Raw genomic sequence first — 16,900 nt, forward strand, 5'->3', positions numbered from 1 at the left:
CACTGAAACGGCCGCCGAAACACAAACCGCACCGCATCAGCAGACATCGCAAACAACGCCCCGACCGCCTGCATCGGCCCCGCCAAATTCCGCAACGGCGGCAAACCCGCAGACCACCGCTCCGGTGCGTCGGTCACCATTACCCCACGACTCCGTGTCCGGCCGTCATCGCGAAACACCCTGCCGGGATCGCGGGCGACATCGGGCCTCCTGACTACGCGGGCACGTCGACGGCCCTTCTCTCGACCGGCAGCGTCGCAGTGAATCGTGCAGCGGCACAGTGAGCCTCCCGCTTACCGGGACGACCGATGAACGGAACACCCGGCCGCGGCGGGGCGAGCGCGTGGCAGGCTAGGGGCGTGACCGATACCGCAGCCTTCATCGCCAGAGTCGAGAACGACCGCCGCGAGGCGCCGACGCCCTCCGGAGTGCTGCGCTACTACGACGCGGGTGACGGCCCCGTGCTGTTGTTTCTGCACGGTTCCGGCCCCGGGGTCACGGGGTGGCGCAACTTCCGCGGCGTGCTACCCACCTTCGCCGAGGATTTTCGTTGCCTGATCCTGGAATTCCCGGGTTTCGGAGTCAGCGACGACTTCGGCGGTCATCCGATGATCACCGCGCAGGGCGCCGTCGTCCCTTTCCTCGACTCGTTGGGGATCGACCGCGTCGACATCGTCGGTAACTCGATGGGCGGTGGTGTCGGCATCAACTTCGCGATCAACAACCCCGATCGGATCGGCCGACTGGTCACCATCGGCGGCATCGGCACCAACGTCTTCAGTCCCGGTCCGAGCGAAGGGATCCGGCTGCTCCAGGAGTTCACCGAGGATCCGACTCGGCAGCGGTTGATCGACTGGCTCAATTCGATGGTCTACGACCAGTCTCTGGTCACCGAGCAGCTGATCGAGGAGCGTTGGCAGTTGGCCACCGATCCGGACACCCTCGCCGCCGCCCGACGCATGTACGGCAAGAAGGCCTTCGCTCAGATGATGGCGTTCATGCGCAGCAGCGACGCGCCGCTGCCCTGGGCGCAGATGCACAGGGTCGCCGCGCCCACGCTGCTGACGTGGGGGCGAGACGATCGGGTGAGCCCGCTGGATATGGCGTTGATACCGATGCGCACCATCCCCAACGCCGAGCTACACGTCTTCCCGAATTGCGGGCACTGGGCGATGATCGAGGCCAAGTCGGCCTTCGAGAACGTGGTGCTGGCGTTCTTGACCCGTGAGGCCTAGGGCGACCCCAGCAGCCGGAATCCCTTGTAACCCGCGGCGGCCACCTCATTGCAGATGTCGAGGTAGACACCGAAACCGCCGATGAACAACATGAATCCGCGCGGTTTGCCCGGGACGTTGGCGCCCATGTACCAGGAATTGGCCTTCGGGAACAACGTCGCATCCGCGCGCCGGTTGCACTCGGCGATCCAGTTGTCCACCGCATCGGCGGTGGGTTCGAGTGCGGTGTAACCATGTCCGTCGAGGTAGGAGATCGCCTCGGCGATCCAGTTCACGTTCGCCTCGGCGTGCAGCACCATGTTGGCGAGCACCGCGGGCGCACCGGGGCCCGAGACCAGGAATAGGTTCGGGAAGCCGTCCACCCCGAGACCGAGGTAAGTGCGCGGACCGTGCGCCCAGTCATCGCGCAGACTCTGACCGCCGCGCCCGACGATGTCGATCTTGGCCAGTGCGCCGGTCATGGCGTCAAAGCCGGTGGCCAGCACAATCGCGTCGACGCCGTAGTGGGCGTCGGTGGTGTTGATGCCGTCGGCGTCGATGGACTCAATCGGTGTCTTCCGCAGGCTGACCAGGCTGACGTGTGGTTGGTTGAAGGTCTGAAAGTAGTTGGTGTCGGTGCAGATTCGCTTCGTCCCGATGGGGTGGTCGTTCGGGATGAGGAGTTCGGCGACCTCGGGGTCGTCGATCACCGCGCGGATCTTCTCCTCGTAGAACTTGCGCGCTTCCTCGTTGGCGGCCATATCGATCATCTGGTCGCTGAACGTCTTCGAGAACAGCACACCCCCGAGTTCCCAGCGTTTCTCGAACGCCGCCCGGCGCTCCTCGGGTGTGGCCTCCATCGTCAGCTTCGGATGAGCGATGTGCGGTGAGCCGCCACCGCTGCGCCACGACAGCCGGCGACGTTCGGCGTAGGTCGCCTTGATCTGGGCGCGGTCCTCGTCGGTCAGCGGTCGATTGCCGGCGGGCACACTGTAATTCGGTGTCCGCTGGAAGACGTAGAGGCGATCGGCCTGTTCGGCGATGACCGGAATGGACTGGATGCCCGACGAACCCGTCCCGATCACCGCGACTCGCTTGCCGGTGAAGTCAACGGGCTCGTGCGGCCAGTGCGCGGTGTGGTACAGCTCCCCCGCGAAGCCGTCGAGGCCGGGAAAGTCGGGCGTCAGCGCCGCCGACAGCGGACCGGTCGCCATCACACAGAAGCGCGCGGTGACGACCTCACCCGCGTCGGTCGTCACCGTCCATTTCACATCGTTCTCGTCGAGCACGGCCGAGATGACCCGGGTATTGAACGTGATGCCGTCACGCAGGTCGAGCTTGTCGGCCACCCAGTTCAGGTAGCGCAGGATCTCGGCCTGGGTCGCGTACTTCTCCGACCAGTCCCACTCCTGCTCGAGCTGCGGATCGAACGAGTAGCAGTAGTCGACGCTCTCGACGTCGCAGCGCGCACCCGGGTAGCGGTTGTAGTACCAGGTCCCTCCGATCTCCGGCGCCGCCTCGAACACCCGCACTGACAAGCCCTGCGATCGCAGCTTGTGCAACGTGTACAGCCCGGCGAAGCCGGCGCCGACCACCACCGCGTCCACGCTCGACCGCTCCTCGGAGATACCCACGCGGTCACGGTAGGTCGTGATGGATCCGGCGCCCCCGGAGTTTCCCGATGACCGGGCGATCGAGCGAGGAGGGTTCCGCCCATCGGACGGACCGGTCGACCCGGATGCCGCGGACGGTGAAGATCAGCCCATGTCACGAACCGAGGCCTGCGGTACGCGGGTCGATGCCACCGTCTGCGTCGATCTGGACGGGACCCGCCACCACCTTCGCTGGCCGCCCGACAAGACCCTCGTCGACACGATGCTCGACGCCGGGATCGATGCCCCGCACTCGTGCCGGGAAGGCCACTGCGGGTCATGCGTCGCGACCGTGGTGTCCGGCGAGGTCGACATGGCCGCCTGCGACATCCTCGAGCCCGCCGACCTGGCCGACGGCCTCATCCTGGGGTGCCAGGCACGACCGCTCAGTGACGACATTCACGTCGAGTATTGAGCCGGAACGCCGCCCGCTGACCGGGATTGCGTCCCATTCGCCCGTCCGGTGCGGTAGACCATCAAGTGCAGCCGATAGTGAGGACATCAGCATGAGTGAGCGCGTACTCGACCGGGTGATGCACCTGGCCGAGCAGTTCAAAGACCAGGGCGCCGAGGCCGAGAAGATCGGGCGCTTGACCGACACCACGGTCAAGTCGATGAAGGCCGCCGGGTCCATCCGCCTGCTGCAGCCCAAGAAGCACGGTGGCTACGAGGCCCATCCCCGCGAATTCGCCGAGACCGTGATGGCCACCGCGGCCCTGGACCCCGCGGCCGGTTGGGTCAACGGCGTCGTGGGAGTGCACCCCTATCAGCTCGCCTACGCCGATCCGCGAGTCGGTGACGAGGTCTGGGCCGACGACATCGACACGTGGATGGCGTCGCCGTACGCGCCGCAAGGCGTGACCAAACCGGTCGACGGCGGCTACATCTTCAACGGACGCTGGCAGTTCAGCTCCGGAACCGACGCGTGCGACTGGATCATCCTCGGCGCCATGATCGGGGATGCGGAAGGCAAGCCGCTGATGCCACCGCAGATGCTGCACATGATCCTGCCGCGGTCGGATTACGAGATCGTGGAGGACTCGTGGGACGTGGTCGGGTTGCGCGGCACCGGATCCAAGGACGTCATCGTGCGCGATGCGTTCGTGCCGGAGTACCGCACGATGGACGCGATGAAGGTGATGGACGGCACCGCCCAGCGTGAGGCGGGTATGACCGAGCCGTTGTACCTGATGCCGTGGTCGACGATGTTCCCGCTGGGCATCTCGGCCGCCACGATCGGCATCGCCGAGGGCGCGCTGGCCGCGCATCTGGACTATCAGCGCGAGCGCGTGAACTCCAGCGGCGTTGCGATCAAGGACGACCCGTACGTCATGTACGCGATCGGTGAGGCGGCAGCCGACATCAACGCCGCCCGCCAGGAACTGCTCGCCAACGCCGACCGCATCTATGACATGGTCGCCGCAGGCAAGGAGGTCAGCTTCGAGGACCGGGCCGCCGGGCGTCGCACCCAGATCCGCGCGGTGTGGCGCGCCGTGTCCGCCGTCGACGAGATCTTCGCCCGCTCGGGCGGCAACGCCGCACGCATGGACAAGCCCTTGCAGCGGTACTGGCGCGACGTGCATGTCGGGCAGCTGCACGCGATTCACGTGCCGGGCACGGTGTTTCACGCCTCGGCGCTGAGCTCGCTGGGGGTGGATCCGCAGGGTCCGCTGCGGGCGATGATCTAGAGGGTGCGATGAGCGATCTGAAAAGCCTCGGATACGTCAAGGTTCAGGCCACCGACATCGACCGCTGGCGCCACTTCGCGTTCAAGGTGCTGGGTTTCGCCGAGGGCTCCGGTCCCGATACCGATGCGCTGTATCTGCGCATGGACGAGCGCGCCGCGCGCATCATCGTGGTGCCCGGCGACGTCGACAAGATCGTCACGGTCGGTTGGGAGGTCCGCGACCATGCGGCGCTGACCCGGGTGAAGGCGGCTCTGGACGGCGCAGGCATAGCGGTCAAGGAACTCTCGCTCGAGGAGGCCGACGCCCGTCGTGTCGAAGAGGTGATCGCGTTCGACGATCCGGCGGGGACGTCGACGGAGGTCTTCCACGGTGCGGTACTCGACCACAGTCCGGTGGTGACGCCGTACGGCGCCCGGTTCGTCACCGGCGATCAGGGGTTGGGCCATGTCGTGTTGCCGGCCCTCGATGTGCCGGGCCTGTTCCGGTTCTACACCGAGGTCCTGGGTTTCAAGTCGCGCGGAGCGTTTCGCGTACCGACGCCGCCGGAGTTCGGGCCGCTGCGCGTGCGGTTCCTCGGCATCAACGCGCGCCACCACAGCCTGGCGATCTGTCCGGCGATGACGCTACGTGACCCGGGCCTGATCCACCTGATGGTGGAGGTCGACAGCCTCGACGCGGTCGGACAGGCGCTCGACCGGGTGAACAAGGACGGCTTCCAGTTGTCCTCGACGCTGGGCAGGCACACCAACGACAAGATGGTGTCGTTCTACGTGCGCGCCCCCGGCGACTGGGACATCGAGTTCGGCACCGACGGTATGCGGGTCGACGAAACCTGTTACACCGCAGAGGAAATCACCGCCGACAGTTACTGGGGACACGAGTGGGTCTCCGACCTGCCTGCGGCGATGCGCCCGTGAGCGGCGACGTCGCTCCCCTGCCCGCGGCCGACGTCGCTCGGTGGGACGAGGAGGCCGACGTCGTCATCGCCGGCTTCGGCATCGCCGGTGCCGCCGCGGCGGTGGAAGCGGCACGCGCCGGAGCCGACGTCCTGGTCCTCGAGCGCACCGGCTCGTGGGGCGGCGCCGCGTCGATGGCCGGCGGGTTCATCTACCTCGGCGGTGGCACACCCATCCAAAAGGCCTGCGGCTTCGACGATTCCGTCGCGAACATGGCCGCTTACCTCAATGTCGCGATGGGGCCCGGTGCCGACGAGAAGCGCATCGCCGACTACTGCGACGGCAGCCTCGAGCACTTCGACTGGCTCGTCGGCTGCGGCGTGCGGTTCAAGCCGGAGTTCTTCGGCGAACCCGGCTGGGAACCCATGGGCGATCAGGGGTTGATGTACAGCGGCGGGGAGAACTCCTACCCGTTCAACACGATTGCGACGCCCGCACCGCGCGGACACGTCCCGCAGATGTCGGACAAGAAGCAGGGCGAGGCGAGCGCCGGCTACATGCTGATGAAGCCGCTCGTGGAGACGGCCACCGCGGCGGGAGCGCGGGCGATCTACGACGTCCGCGTGCAACGGTTGATCGTCGAGTCCGACGGCCGGGTGGTCGGTGTGCGCGCGCGTCGGTACGGCGAGGAGATCGCCGTGCGGGCGCGTCGCGGAGTGGTGCTCGCGATGGGCAGCTTCGCCTACAACGAGGCCATGGTCGCCCAGTACGCGCCGCGTATCGCCGGCCGTCCCGCGGCCGCCATCGAGCAGCATGACGGTCAGGCGATCCGGATGGCGCAGGCCCTGGGCGCCGACCTGGCCCACATGGACGCCACCGAGGTGGCCATCTTCATCGATCCGCAGCAGTTGGTGCGGGGCATCCTGGTCAACGGCCGCGGTCAGCGCTACGTCGCCGAAGACACCTATCCCGGCAGGGTCGGGCAGCTGACGTTGTACCACCAGGACAACACCGCGTTCCTGATCATCGACGAGAAGGCCCAGGAGGAGGCGATGGCCTCGCTGTCGCCGCAGTTGATGATACGGCCGCCGACCTGGGTCTGCGAGACGGTGGCCGAACTCGAATCCGAGATGGGATTGTCGGCGGGCTCGCTTCAGGCGACCGTTTCCGCCTACAACGCCGGCGCGGCCGCGGGTGAGGATCCGCTGCTGCACAAGAAGCCGCAGTGGCTGCGACCGATCGGCACGCCGGTCGGCGCGATCGACCTGCGCGAGAGCACCGGCGGCTTCACGCTGGGCGGACTTCTGACGTCACTGAGCGCGGAGGTGCTGCACGTCAGCGGCGACCCCATCCCCGGCCTGTTCGCTGCGGGCCGCTGCACCGCGGGTCTCGCGGCGTGGGGCTATGCGAGCGGTATCTCGTTGGGCGACGGCAGTTTCTACGGCCGCCGGGCGGGATGCACCGCGGCGGGCGCCTAGTTTCCGACCGCCTGGCCCGTGGTACAGGATGGACGCATGAAGGCCGTCAGCTGTGAACGAGGCAATCTGTCCGTCATCGACCTCCCGACGCCCGCCCCGGCACGCGGGCAGATCCTGCTCGAGGTGCGGCGCTGTGGCATCTGTGGATCCGATCTGCACGCCAAAGACCACGCCGACGAGTTGACCGACGTGATGGACGAGGTCGGTTATCCGGACTTCATGCGTGAGGACACGCCGGTCGTGTTGGGCCACGAGTTCGTCGGTGAAGTGGCCGAGCGCGGGCCCGGTGCGGCCAAGGAGTTCAAGGTCGGTACTCCCGTGGTGTCGTTTCCCATGGTGCGAGCGGCGGGCGGGGTGCACATGACCGGGCTGTCGCCGCTGGCGCCCGGCGCGTACGCCGAGCACGTCCTCGCCGAAGCCTCGATGAGCTTCGTAGTCCCGAATGGGCTGGACCTCGGCATCGCCGCACTGACCGAGCCGATGGCGGTCGCCCTGCATGCGGTGCGCCGCAGCCAGATCGGCAAGCGTGATGTCGCGATCGTCATTGGTTGCGGGCCGGTCGGGCTCGCGGTGATCTGCCATCTCAAGTCGCTCGGCGTGGACACGATCGTGGCGAGCGACTTCTCCACGACCCGCCGCGAGATGGCGTCGCGCTGCGGCGCTGACGTCGTCGTCGACCCCGCCGTCGACTCCCCGTACACCGCCGCCGGTCAGTCGGGGGCGATCACCGAGGCCCAGCAACTGTTCGAACTCGCCGTCGGCACGATGGAGAAGTTGCGCCGCGTGCCGGGCTGGTCGCATCTGTACCGGGTCGCCGACAGGTTGGGCGCGGCGAGTGTAAAGCGACCGGTGGTCTTCGAATGCGTCGGCGTGCCCGGGATCATCGATGGCATCATCTGTGCCGCGCCAGTGCAGTCGAGGGTTGTCGTGGTCGGCGTCTGTATGGGCACCGACCACTTCCGTCCGGCGGTCGCCAACGGCAAGGAGATCGACCTGCGGTTCGTCTTCGGTTACACACCACCGGAGTTCCGCGACACGTTGCACCTGCTGGCCGACGGCAAGGTGGACGCCTCGGCGCTCATCACCGGGACTGTGGGGCTGGGCGGAGTGGCGCGCGCCTTCGAGGTTCTGGGCGCGGCCGAAGCGCACGCCAAGATCCTCATCGACCCGCAGAGCGACGCCGTGTCGCCTTAGCCGGTTCATCGCACGCGCCGGCTGCTGCGATCAACCGCTCAAACACACGCGCGGCCCGAAACCGCAGGTCGTTTACGTGTCCGAGAGCAATTCGCCGTGTCCGTGTGACACCCCGCACAGCGACATGATACAAATAGGCATATTCCTATTAGAAATATCGCCTGTATCTCGCAGGTCGCTCTCCGGAGGCCACATGACACCGACTGTCGAAACACCAAGCGCCGTCCTCGACCGCGTATCGCTGGTTCTTGACGCCTTCGACGGGCCGGGCCGACTGACACTGGCGCAGATCGTTCGCCGCACCGGGCTCCCCCGCTCGTCCGCACACCGCATGCTCGAGCGCCTCGTCCAGCTGCGGTGGCTGCGCCGCAACGGGCGCGACTACGAGCTGGGCATGCGGCTGGTCGAGCTGGGTTCGCTTGCGGTGCACCAGGATCGCCTGCACCGCGCGGCGGTCCCGCTGCTGCACGATCTGCACCGCGCCACCGGTCTCGTCGTCCACTTGGCCGTCCTCGACGGTACCGACGTCGTGTACCTGGAGAAGATCGGCGACGGGCTGGGCGCGGCCATTCCCAGCCGCGTCGGGGGGCGTCACCCCGCTCACTGTTCGGCGTTGGGCAAGGCGATGCTGGCGTCCGTGAGCGACCTGGACTACGGCACGATCGACCTGACGGGCCGGCGCACCAAGTACTCCATCGGATCGCCCGCCCAGCTGCGCACCGAACTGGCCAAGGTGCGCTCGCACGGCATCGCGTTCGACCGCGAGGAGGCGCTCACCGGATTCGGTTGTGTCGCAGCGCCGATCGGCGGTCAGGGCGAGGCCGTGGCGGCGGTGTCGGTGTGCGGACCGGTGAACCGAATGATGTTCGATCAGCGCCTCGTCGCGCCGGTGCGGATGACGGCCATGGCGGTCTGGCACAACGCCGAGGACGGCCCCCGGCGGGTCGCACCGACGCTGCAGCAGGCCCGGCCGCTGCGGAACATGCCCGCACCGCGACCCACGATGCCCCGCGAGCCGGTGCTGCAGTACGCGTGACACTCGATCCGCAGATCGCCGAACTGATCGAGGCGCTGGACTCCGGCTTTCCGCCGGTGCACACCATGACCGGCGCCCAGGCGCGAGCGACCATCCGATCGCGCTTCGTAGCGCCCGCGCAGCCCGAAGCCGTCGAGTCGGTCGAGAATGTCACCATTCCCGGAGGTGTACCGGTTCGGGTCTACCGACCGGCGTCGGATGTCGCGCTGCCGGTCGTGGTCTACGCGCACGGCGGCGGGTTCGTGTTCTGCGACCTCGACAGCCACGACGGGCTGTGCCGCAATCTGGCGAATCTCTCTTCCGCGATTGTGATCTCGGTGGACTACCGGCTGGCGCCCGAAAATGCTTGGCCCGCCGCCGCGGAAGACATGTACGCCGCGACGTGCTGGGCGGCTGAGCACACCGGGGAACTCGGTGGCGACCCGGGGCGGCTGGCGGTGGCCGGTGACAGCGCAGGCGGCAACCTCGCGGCGGTCACCACGCTGATGGCACGCGACCGCAGTGGGCCCGCACTGTCCGCTCAACTGCTGATCTACCCGATGATCGCCGCGGACCTCGAGACCGAGTCATACCGCTTGTACGGCAAGGGTTTCTACAACCCGCGCCCGGCGTTGCAGTGGTACTGGAACCAGTACGTGCCCTCCCCCGCCGACCGCACCCACCCCTATGCGTCGCCGCTGCAGGCGGGCCTCGACGGACTGCCGCCGGCCGTGGTGGTGATCGCGGGTCACGATCCGCTGCGGGACGAGGGTGTCGCCTACGCCGATGCTTTGGAATCCGCCGGTGTCCCCGTGGCGCGGTGCACGTTCGACGGCGGAATTCACGGATTCATGACGATGCCGATGCTCGACATCGCTCACGAGGCGCGGCGTCAGGCCAGCCAAGAGCTCGCGAAGTTGTTGTGAGGATCAGCGCCTACGCTTTGGTCACCGGCCCGTAACGCTGGTGTGGGTCGAGCACGCAGTGGGTCCGGCCGAACACCGTGACCATGCACTTGTTGTTGTGGTTGCAGCGGCTGCGAGTGCCATGATCGGCGGCCATCGCGCTGACCAGATCGGGTTCACGTAGCAACGCCCTGCCCATCGCCATGAAGTCGAAGCCCTCGCGCAGGCCGGTCTGGAGGTGGCCGTAGTTCGTGATGCCGCCCAGCAGAATCAGTTTGGTGTTGCGGACCACCGGCACGAACTGCCGTGCGGCGTCGAGCATGTAGAGATCGCGGTACGGATAACTGCCCATCACCCGCCTGCCCGCGAGGCGGACACCGGGCCGCAGCGCGGACGGCATCACCTCGGCGAACTCCTTGACCGGAACGTCGCCGCGGAACAGGTACATCGGTTTGTAGACCGATGACCCCTGGGTGAGCTCGATGGCGTCCAACGTGGAGTCGGCGTCGAGCAGCTGCGCGGTCCGCAGCGCCTCGTCGATCCAGATGCTGCCGGGCAGACCGTCGTCCATGTCGAGCTTGACGATGACGGCGATCTGGTCGTTCACGACTTCCCGGACCCGGGTTGCTATTTCGCGGACCAACCGCGACCGGTTGTCGATGGAACCGCCGTATTCGTCCTTGCGCCGGTTGATCCGCGCGCTGAGGAACGAGCTCGGCAGGTAGAGATGGCCGAAGTGCAGTTCGACGGCATCGAAGCCGGCGTCGACGGCCACCTGCGCCGCCGCGGCGAATTGGTCGATCACGGCGCGGATCTCGCCGCGGGTGATCTCGCGACAGTAGGCGAAGGAGGTGGGGTTGACGAAGCGGCTGGGGGCGACCGCGGTCACCCCGGTCAGCTTCTTCGGAGCGACGACGCCGGCGTGGCCGAGCTGGGCCGAGATCGCCGCCCCGGCCGCGTGTACGGCGTCGGTGAGCCTGCGCAGTCCGGGCAGCGCCGCCGGGCTCATCACGATCTGACCGGGCGCGCTGGCGCCCTCCTTGGAGACGCAGCAGTACGCGACCGTCGTCATCCCCACGCCGCCCTTGGCGAACGCGACGTGAAAGTCGATCAGGTCGTCGGTGACCAAGCCGTCCGGCGAGCGGCCTTCTGACGTGGCGGCCTTGATGACCCGGTTGCGCAGCTTCACCGGCCCGAGCCGGGACGGCGCGAACGGGTCCAGCGTGTCAACGGTCATCGGTCCACGGTGCTCCGCGGAACGGTCGCGGTCAACGGTGTCATCCCGATGGCCGGGAGCGTCATCCTCATCACGATCGCCGTCGCCCTAGTGTGCGGGTCATGGCCGACGGTGAGGTGTTCGTCATCGACCGGGTCGTCACCCGGCCCGGATGCGCACGGCGATTCGTCGACACCTACCTGGCCGAATACGCGCCGGGTGCGCGGGATCGCGGGATGACGCTTCGCGACGTGCTCGTCAGCCCGCCGATATGGTTCGACGACCGATCCAACGTGATCACCGTGACGTGGTCGCTGCCGAGCTCGCAAGCCTGGTGGGAGATGACGTGGAAGGGCAGGCCCGACGTCACGCTCGGAGTGTGGTGGGACGGCGTGGCCGAACTGGTCGTCGAGCGCACCCGCAGCGTCGCCGCCGCCGCAGGCGATGTCGATGGTCTGTGCGATGTATAGCGTCATCCGGCTGATCGATGCCCCCGAACCGGCACGTGACCGTCTACTGAACGAGCTGCGGGAAGCCGCGGCGGCCAGCGGTGCGGCCCACGGCCTGGTGCAGCCTACGCTGCCCGGCGTGCGTAACGGCGGCGATCTCCTCGTGCGCCTGCGGTTCCGCGACGCCGACGAGTGGTCCGCGGCGGCAACGTCTTTCGACGCTGTGTTCGACCGTCCCGAGGTCAATCGCGTCAACGGTGCCACCTACACCGGCGGCCCGGTCGCCGCCAGAGACATCTCGGCCACCGTGTACCGGACACTGCTGTTGCGCGTGCAACCGGACGCCGACGACGCCACGGTGGCGCGCTTCGAGGACGATCTGCGGCTACTCCCCCGCTACGTCGGTTCGATCGGCATATGGCAGCTCAGTCGCGTCGATTCGGCCGTCGGTAACTCACCGTGGACCCACGTGTTCGAACAGGAGTTCCGCGACCTCGACGGTCTGACCGGTCCCTACCTCATGCACCCGATTCACTGGGCGTACGTGGACCGCTGGTTCGACCCCGAGTGTCCCGAGGTCATCGTCCGCGACCGGGTCTGCCACAGCTTCTGCAGCATGGTGTGATTCGTCGAATTCTGCAGCAGGGCTGTGATATCCCGCGATGCACGACCCTGGTGCAGAACTCGATGCGCTAGAGGCCGGCGGGCAGGATGTTCGGGTTGGCCATCGCGGGCGGTTCCAGCGGCGGCAACTCGCTGGCTCCGTCGAGGCTTTGCACAATCAGCCCCTGCGACCACGGGTAGTGCAGGCTGAAGGCGACCAGACCGGTGCGCTCGGCGGCAGGCCGATGGCACATCGCCAGCACCGTCTCGGCCAGATACTCGACCGGCTCGGTCGGGAAGGTGTCCGGAATCAGCTGCGCCGCACCGGGAGTGCGGATGGCCGTCGAGGGCCCTACGCAGTTCACCGCGATGTTCGCGTCGAGCAGCTCGGCGGCCACTCCCTGCGTGAAGCGGTGCAGAGCCGCCTTGCAGGAGGCGTAGACGACGTCGCCCGAGGTCTTGTTGTACTCGCGATACGGCCGCACCGGGGCCACGCCCGTCACCGAACCGATGTTGACGACCCAGCCGGCGCCCCGTTCCCGCATGTGCGGCACGGCGGCTTTGGTCAGCACGAACGGGGTGCGCAGATAGTGTTCGACGGTGCGATCGAAGGTGTCCAGGCTCATCTCCTCGACGCGGGCGTAGTCGGCGAAACCGGCGTTGTTGACGAGGATGTCGAGGCCGCCGGTGCGTTCGACGACCTCGTCGACCAGGCGGCCCCGCTGATCGGGATCTTCGAGGTCGGCCGCGATGCCGATCGCCGTTCCGCCCGCGCCCTCGATCAGCTCGATGGTCTCGGCGATGGTCCCCGGCAGGGCCGTGGCCGCTCCGCCGCGAACCGATGCCGAGGGCTCGAATGACCGGGCGGTCACCGCCACGGTGGCGCCCTCTGCGGAAAGGCGTTGCGCCACAGCGCGTCCGATACCTCGGCTGCTGCCGGTGACCAGAGCCGTCCTGCCTGCGAGAAGTCCCGTCATCGGAGGACGAAGTGTTCTTCGACGGGCGCGCGATGCTGGTGCCACAGGTCGACCAGGCGGTACGGCGTGGCCACCACCACGCGACCGGAACCGGAACGGTAGTAGGTGTGCGCGTTCGGGGTGTGGCACCACACCGTCTGTGACATCGCGTCGTCGATCCGTGCGACGTAATCGTCGTAGGCCTCCCGTGTCACCTCGATGGTGGTGGCATCGCGCAGCGCGAGCAGTTGCAGGCATTCCATGACGTAATGCGCGAGCACCTCCATCGAAAAGTTCGCGCCCGCACCGTGGCCGGGGCTGTAGTTGGGCGCCGAGGTGATGAACAGGTTCGGGAAGCCCGGCACCGTGCCACCGCGGTACGCGCGGGGGCTGTCGCCCCACTCCTCGCGCAGTGTCCTGCCGTCGCGGCCGCGAATGTCGACCGTGGACAGGAAGTCGAGGTGATAGCCGGTGGCGTAGATGATCACGTCGAGATCGATCTGCCGCCCGTCGGCGGTGACGATGCCCGCGGCGTTGACGGCGGCCGGTTCGCTCGCCTCCACGTCGACGTGCTCCCGCGTCAGCGCCGCGTAGTAGCCGCCCGGGTCGCGGATGATGCGCTTACCGTACGGCGCGAAGTCGGGGGTGACCTTCTTCGCCAGCTCCGATCCCTCGCCGAATGTCTCGTTGATGTACTCCATGCACATCTGCAGCAGGACGTCGTTGGCAGCCGAGATCGACAGATGGTCCCTGGCCCACTCGGGGTCGCGCAGGATGACGGGATAGTTGTTGTCCGCCGTCGCCCAGTAGGACTTCAGGCGGTGCCAGTTCGCGTAGTACGGCAGGTGCCGTCCGAGATAGCGCCGGTATTCCGGGACGTGGTCGGACAACCGCTTTCGCGGAGCCACCCAGTGCGGTTGGCGTTGGAAGACGGTCAGGCGCTCGACCTCGTCCACACACGCGTCGACGATCTGCACGGCGGTGCACCCCGCGCCGATGACCGCAACCCGCTTGCCGGTGAGATCCAGCGATGGATCCCACTGCGCCGAGTGGATACTGATGCCCTCGAACGATTCTCGGCCGGGGACGTCTGGCCATCGCGGTCGGTTGAGGTAGCCGGCGGCGGTGACGACCACCCGGGCGTAGCTGACGTCGCGGTTGCCGTCGCGGTCGACCGCGTGAATCTGCCATTGAGCTCGCGCCTCGTCCCACCACAGCGCCTCGACCTCGGTGCCGAAGCGGGTGTGCTCACGCAGTCCGTGTTTGTCGGCCAGGGACACCAGGTAGTCCTGGTACTCCGCGCCCTGCGGGTAGTAGCTCGACCAGTCGGGGTTGACCTCCCGCGACAGCGAGTAATACGCCGACGGCGTGTCGACGCCGATCCCGGGATACTTGGTCGTCAACCAGGTGCCGCCCACCTCGTCGTTGCGGTCGAAGATCTGATACCGCACCCCGGCGTCGGCGGCGGCCAGCGCGGTGATGATGCCGGCGATACCCGCGCCGATGATCGCGACCGTGGTCGTCGGCGGGATCGGCACCGTGCGCGGCAGCGTGGGCTGGGAGAGATGAAAACCGCCCTGCTCGAGCAGGAGCGGGACGAACTCGTCGTCTACATCGGAGCCCAGCGCAACCGGCAGCACGCGGGTGAACAGATCGATGTCGTCGGCGGCCATCGCGCCCTGGGCCGGCGGCGCGGACAACGCCGAGATGACCGCCTCGACAAGCGCTGTCATGGTGTCGGCGTCGGTGACACCGACGCGTTCGGGCGGATCGGGGATGTGCGTGATCTTCGGCCCAAACCGGTCGATCACCGACGGATCACCCGTCAGCTGGGCCAGCACCGCGACCAGGACGCCCGGGTCAGCCTGACCGAGGTTCGCCCTCAGTTCGTCACGGTCGGCGCCCGCGGCACGCGGCGACGGTATGGCTCGAGCGTCTGCAGTCACGGGCACGAGTATCGGCCCGCGACAGCGCACCGGGCACCGCCCTGCCTACTGAGCGGGACATCGGTCCCTCGCACCACACTGAATGCGCTTAAGCTGCCCGCCGTGGATTCCGATGCGGTGGTCGAGCAGGCACGCAGCCACACTCTGGGCGACATCCCGCGCCGGTCGGCCCGCAGGCAACCCGACAAGACCGCGATCATCGACGGCGACGTGGTGTTGACCTTCGCCGAGTTCGATCACCTCGTGGACCGGGCCGCTGCTGCGTTGCAGGACAACGGCTTCCGTCCCGGCAACCGGGTGGCGTTGCTGGCCCGCAACTGCTGGCAGTATGCGGTGCTCGCCTTCGCCACCGCCCGCGCTGCGGTTGTGTTGGTACCGGTCAACTTCATGTTGACGGCCGAGGAGATCGCCTACATCCTGGGCCACAGCAAGGCCGACGGCTTCATCGTCGAAGCCGAACTGGCGGCCGTCGCCGAGGACGCGATGCGCCTCGATGGTGCGGTGCGCACGAAGGCCGCGATCGTCCGGCCTGGACAGAGCGTTCCGCCCGGCTGGGACGATTTCGCCGACTGGCTGACCACCACCACCCTCGCGCCGAATCCGCGCATCGAGGACGACCAGCTGCTGAGGTTGATGTACACCAGCGGCACGGAGTCGCGTCCCAAAGGTGCGATGCACACAAGCCGCAGCCTGATGTGGCAGTACGTCAGCACCATCGTCGCCGGCTCCATGGCGGGTGACGACGTCGAAATCCACTCACTGCCGCTGTATCACTGCGCGCAGCTGGACAACTTCCTGGCCACCGACATCTATCTCGGTGCGACCAGCATCATCCTGCCCGGGCCCGATCCCGAGACGGTGCTGCGCACGATCGCCCGCTACCGGGTGACCAACTACTTCGCGCCTCCGACGGTCTGGATCAGCCTGTTGCGTTCTCCGGTGTTCGACGAGGTCGATCTGTCGAGCCTGCGCAAGGGTTACTACGGCGCTTCGGCGATGCCGATCGAGATCCTCGTCGAGATCCGCGACCGGCTGCCGAACCTGAGGTTGTGGAACTTCTACGGGCAGACCGAGCTGGCGCCGCTGGCGTCTGCGCTCGGGCCCGATGAGCAGGACGCGCACGCCGGGTCGGCGGGACGACCGGTGGTCAACGTCGAGACGACGATCCTCGACGATGACGACGCCCCAGTCGCGCCCGGCGTGGTGGGTGAGATCGCCCACCGCAGCCCGCATCTGATGCTCGGCTATCTCGACGACCCGGCCAAGACGGCCGAGGCGTTCCGCGGCGGGTGGTTCCACTCCGGCGACCTCGGTTACTACGACGAACACGGGCTGCTGCACGTGGTCGACCGCAAGAAGGACATGATCAAGACCGGTGGCGAAAATGTCGCCAGCCGCGAGGTCGAAGAGATTCTCTACCGGCACAACGGGGTTCAGGAGGTCGCGGTCTTCGGCCTTCCGCATCCGACGTGGGTCGAGACGGTGGTCGCCGCGGTCGTTGCCCGCGACGGTGCCAACCTCACCGAGGACGGCCTGATCGCGCACAGCCGGCAGCATCTGGCCGGGTTCAAGACCCCCAAGCACGTCTTCTTCGTCGATGCGCTACCGAAGAATCCGAGCGGCAAGCTGCTCAAACGTCAATTGCGCGAACGCTTCGCGGCCGAACCGCTGAGCCGCTGAGCCCGAAG

General features: G+C 67.5%; 15 protein-coding genes and 1 pseudogene. 11 read left to right on the forward strand and 5 right to left on the reverse strand.

The annotated features are described in order from the left end of the window. Positions 1-140: pseudogene (locus AU193_RS23460) on the reverse strand (ABC transporter permease); the annotation flags it as partial. 219 nt (positions 141-359) lie between these two features. Between AU193_RS23460 and AU193_RS00005 the strand changes: the two are divergent. Continuing rightward, positions 360-1,235, forward strand: coding sequence for an alpha/beta fold hydrolase (locus tag AU193_RS00005; RefSeq protein ID WP_172798158.1), 876 nt, complete (start codon positions 360-362; stop codon positions 1,233-1,235). On the opposite strand, the gene AU193_RS00010 is transcribed toward AU193_RS00005, so the two are convergent. Continuing rightward, positions 1,232-2,848: an NAD(P)/FAD-dependent oxidoreductase gene (locus tag AU193_RS00010; protein WP_064420302.1), complete on the reverse strand. Its 1,617-nt coding sequence runs from the start codon at positions 2,846-2,848 to the stop codon at positions 1,232-1,234. The genes AU193_RS00005 and AU193_RS00010 overlap by 4 nt on opposite strands. Positions 2,849-2,978: 130 nt before the next feature. On the opposite strand from AU193_RS00010, the gene AU193_RS00015 reads away from it, so the two are divergent. From AU193_RS00015 to AU193_RS00045, 7 genes are all read left to right on the forward strand, one after another. Continuing rightward, positions 2,979-3,281, forward strand: a complete 303-nt coding sequence (locus tag AU193_RS00015; protein WP_064420613.1) for a 2Fe-2S iron-sulfur cluster binding domain-containing protein — start codon at positions 2,979-2,981, stop codon at positions 3,279-3,281. Positions 3,282-3,372: 91 nt separating this feature from the next. After that, entirely contained in the window at positions 3,373-4,554 is a 1,182-nt protein-coding gene (locus AU193_RS00020; protein WP_064420303.1) for an acyl-CoA dehydrogenase family protein, read from the forward strand. 8 nt (positions 4,555-4,562) lie between these two features. Continuing rightward, the gene (bphC, locus tag AU193_RS00025; protein ID WP_064420304.1) at positions 4,563-5,471 is read left to right on the forward strand and encodes a biphenyl-2,3-diol 1,2-dioxygenase; all 909 of its coding nucleotides are present in this window, start codon (positions 4,563-4,565) and stop codon (positions 5,469-5,471) included. After that, positions 5,468-6,928 carry an FAD-dependent oxidoreductase gene (locus AU193_RS00030; protein WP_064420305.1) on the forward strand — a complete coding sequence of 487 codons (1,461 nt, stop codon included), beginning with the start codon at positions 5,468-5,470 and terminating at the stop codon, positions 6,926-6,928. The genes bphC and AU193_RS00030 overlap by 4 nt, the downstream gene beginning before the upstream one ends. A gap of 36 nt (positions 6,929-6,964) precedes the next feature. Continuing rightward, positions 6,965-8,122, forward strand: a complete 1,158-nt coding sequence (locus AU193_RS00035; RefSeq protein ID WP_064420306.1) for a zinc-binding dehydrogenase — start codon at positions 6,965-6,967, stop codon at positions 8,120-8,122. 193 nt (positions 8,123-8,315) lie between these two features. Further along, a complete protein-coding gene (locus AU193_RS00040; RefSeq protein WP_064420307.1) occupies positions 8,316-9,158 on the forward strand; it encodes an IclR family transcriptional regulator in 843 nt (280 codons plus the stop codon). Next, positions 9,155-10,063 carry an alpha/beta hydrolase gene (locus AU193_RS00045; RefSeq protein ID WP_064420308.1) on the forward strand — a complete coding sequence of 303 codons (909 nt, stop codon included), beginning with the start codon at positions 9,155-9,157 and terminating at the stop codon, positions 10,061-10,063. The genes AU193_RS00040 and AU193_RS00045 overlap by 4 nt, the downstream gene beginning before the upstream one ends. Before the next feature lie 10 nt (positions 10,064-10,073). Here AU193_RS00045 and AU193_RS00050 read toward each other — a convergent pair whose 3' ends face one another. After that, entirely contained in the window at positions 10,074-11,279 is a 1,206-nt protein-coding gene (locus AU193_RS00050; protein ID WP_064420309.1) for an NADH:flavin oxidoreductase, read from the reverse strand. Positions 11,280-11,380: 101 nt separating this feature from the next. Here AU193_RS00050 and AU193_RS00055 point away from each other — a divergent pair, with 101 nt between their 5' ends. Next, positions 11,381-11,728 (forward strand): hypothetical protein, encoded by a 348-nt coding sequence (locus tag AU193_RS00055; protein ID WP_064420310.1) that lies wholly within the window; start codon positions 11,381-11,383, stop codon positions 11,726-11,728. Beyond that, positions 11,721-12,332 (forward strand): Dabb family protein, encoded by a 612-nt coding sequence (locus AU193_RS00060; RefSeq protein WP_064420311.1) that lies wholly within the window; start codon positions 11,721-11,723, stop codon positions 12,330-12,332. Before AU193_RS00055 ends, AU193_RS00060 begins: the two co-directional genes overlap by 8 nt. A gap of 67 nt (positions 12,333-12,399) precedes the next feature. On the opposite strand, the gene AU193_RS00065 is transcribed toward AU193_RS00060, so the two are convergent. Next, positions 12,400-13,287 (reverse strand): SDR family NAD(P)-dependent oxidoreductase, encoded by an 888-nt coding sequence (locus AU193_RS00065; protein WP_064420312.1) that lies wholly within the window; start codon positions 13,285-13,287, stop codon positions 12,400-12,402. Beyond that, positions 13,284-15,212 carry an NAD(P)/FAD-dependent oxidoreductase gene (locus AU193_RS00070; RefSeq protein WP_172798159.1) on the reverse strand — a complete coding sequence of 643 codons (1,929 nt, stop codon included), beginning with the start codon at positions 15,210-15,212 and terminating at the stop codon, positions 13,284-13,286. Before AU193_RS00070 ends, AU193_RS00065 begins: the two co-directional genes overlap by 4 nt. 102 nt (positions 15,213-15,314) lie before the next feature. Here AU193_RS00070 and AU193_RS00075 point away from each other — a divergent pair, with 102 nt between their 5' ends. Then, positions 15,315-16,892, forward strand: coding sequence for an acyl-CoA synthetase (locus tag AU193_RS00075; protein WP_371259104.1), 1,578 nt, complete (start codon positions 15,315-15,317; stop codon positions 16,890-16,892). The last annotated feature ends 8 nt before the right edge of the window (positions 16,893-16,900 follow it).

The sequence above is a fragment of the Mycobacterium sp. GA-1285 genome (assembly GCF_001499905.1).
Classification (GTDB): Bacteria; Actinomycetota; Actinomycetes; order Mycobacteriales; family Mycobacteriaceae; genus Mycobacterium.

What these genes read in the sequence shown, in the direction of transcription:
- AU193_RS00015 (WP_064420613.1), top strand. Translation starts at nt 2,979, where the DNA reads ATGTCACGAACCGAGGCCTGCGGTACGCGGGTCGATGCCACCGTCTGC.
- AU193_RS00020 (WP_064420303.1), top strand. Translation starts at nt 3,373, where the DNA reads ATGAGTGAGCGCGTACTCGACCGGGTGATGCACCTGGCCGAGCAGTTC.
- bphC (WP_064420304.1), top strand. Translation starts at nt 4,563, where the DNA reads ATGAGCGATCTGAAAAGCCTCGGATACGTCAAGGTTCAGGCCACCGAC.
- AU193_RS00035 (WP_064420306.1), top strand. Translation starts at nt 6,965, where the DNA reads ATGAAGGCCGTCAGCTGTGAACGAGGCAATCTGTCCGTCATCGACCTC.
- AU193_RS00040 (WP_064420307.1), top strand. Translation starts at nt 8,316, where the DNA reads ATGACACCGACTGTCGAAACACCAAGCGCCGTCCTCGACCGCGTATCG.
- AU193_RS00050 (WP_064420309.1), bottom strand. Translation starts at nt 11,279, where the DNA reads ATGACCGTTGACACGCTGGACCCGTTCGCGCCGTCCCGGCTCGGGCCG.
- AU193_RS00055 (WP_064420310.1), top strand. Translation starts at nt 11,381, where the DNA reads ATGGCCGACGGTGAGGTGTTCGTCATCGACCGGGTCGTCACCCGGCCC.
- AU193_RS00060 (WP_064420311.1), top strand. Translation starts at nt 11,721, where the DNA reads ATGTATAGCGTCATCCGGCTGATCGATGCCCCCGAACCGGCACGTGAC.
- AU193_RS00065 (WP_064420312.1), bottom strand. Translation starts at nt 13,287, where the DNA reads ATGACGGGACTTCTCGCAGGCAGGACGGCTCTGGTCACCGGCAGCAGC.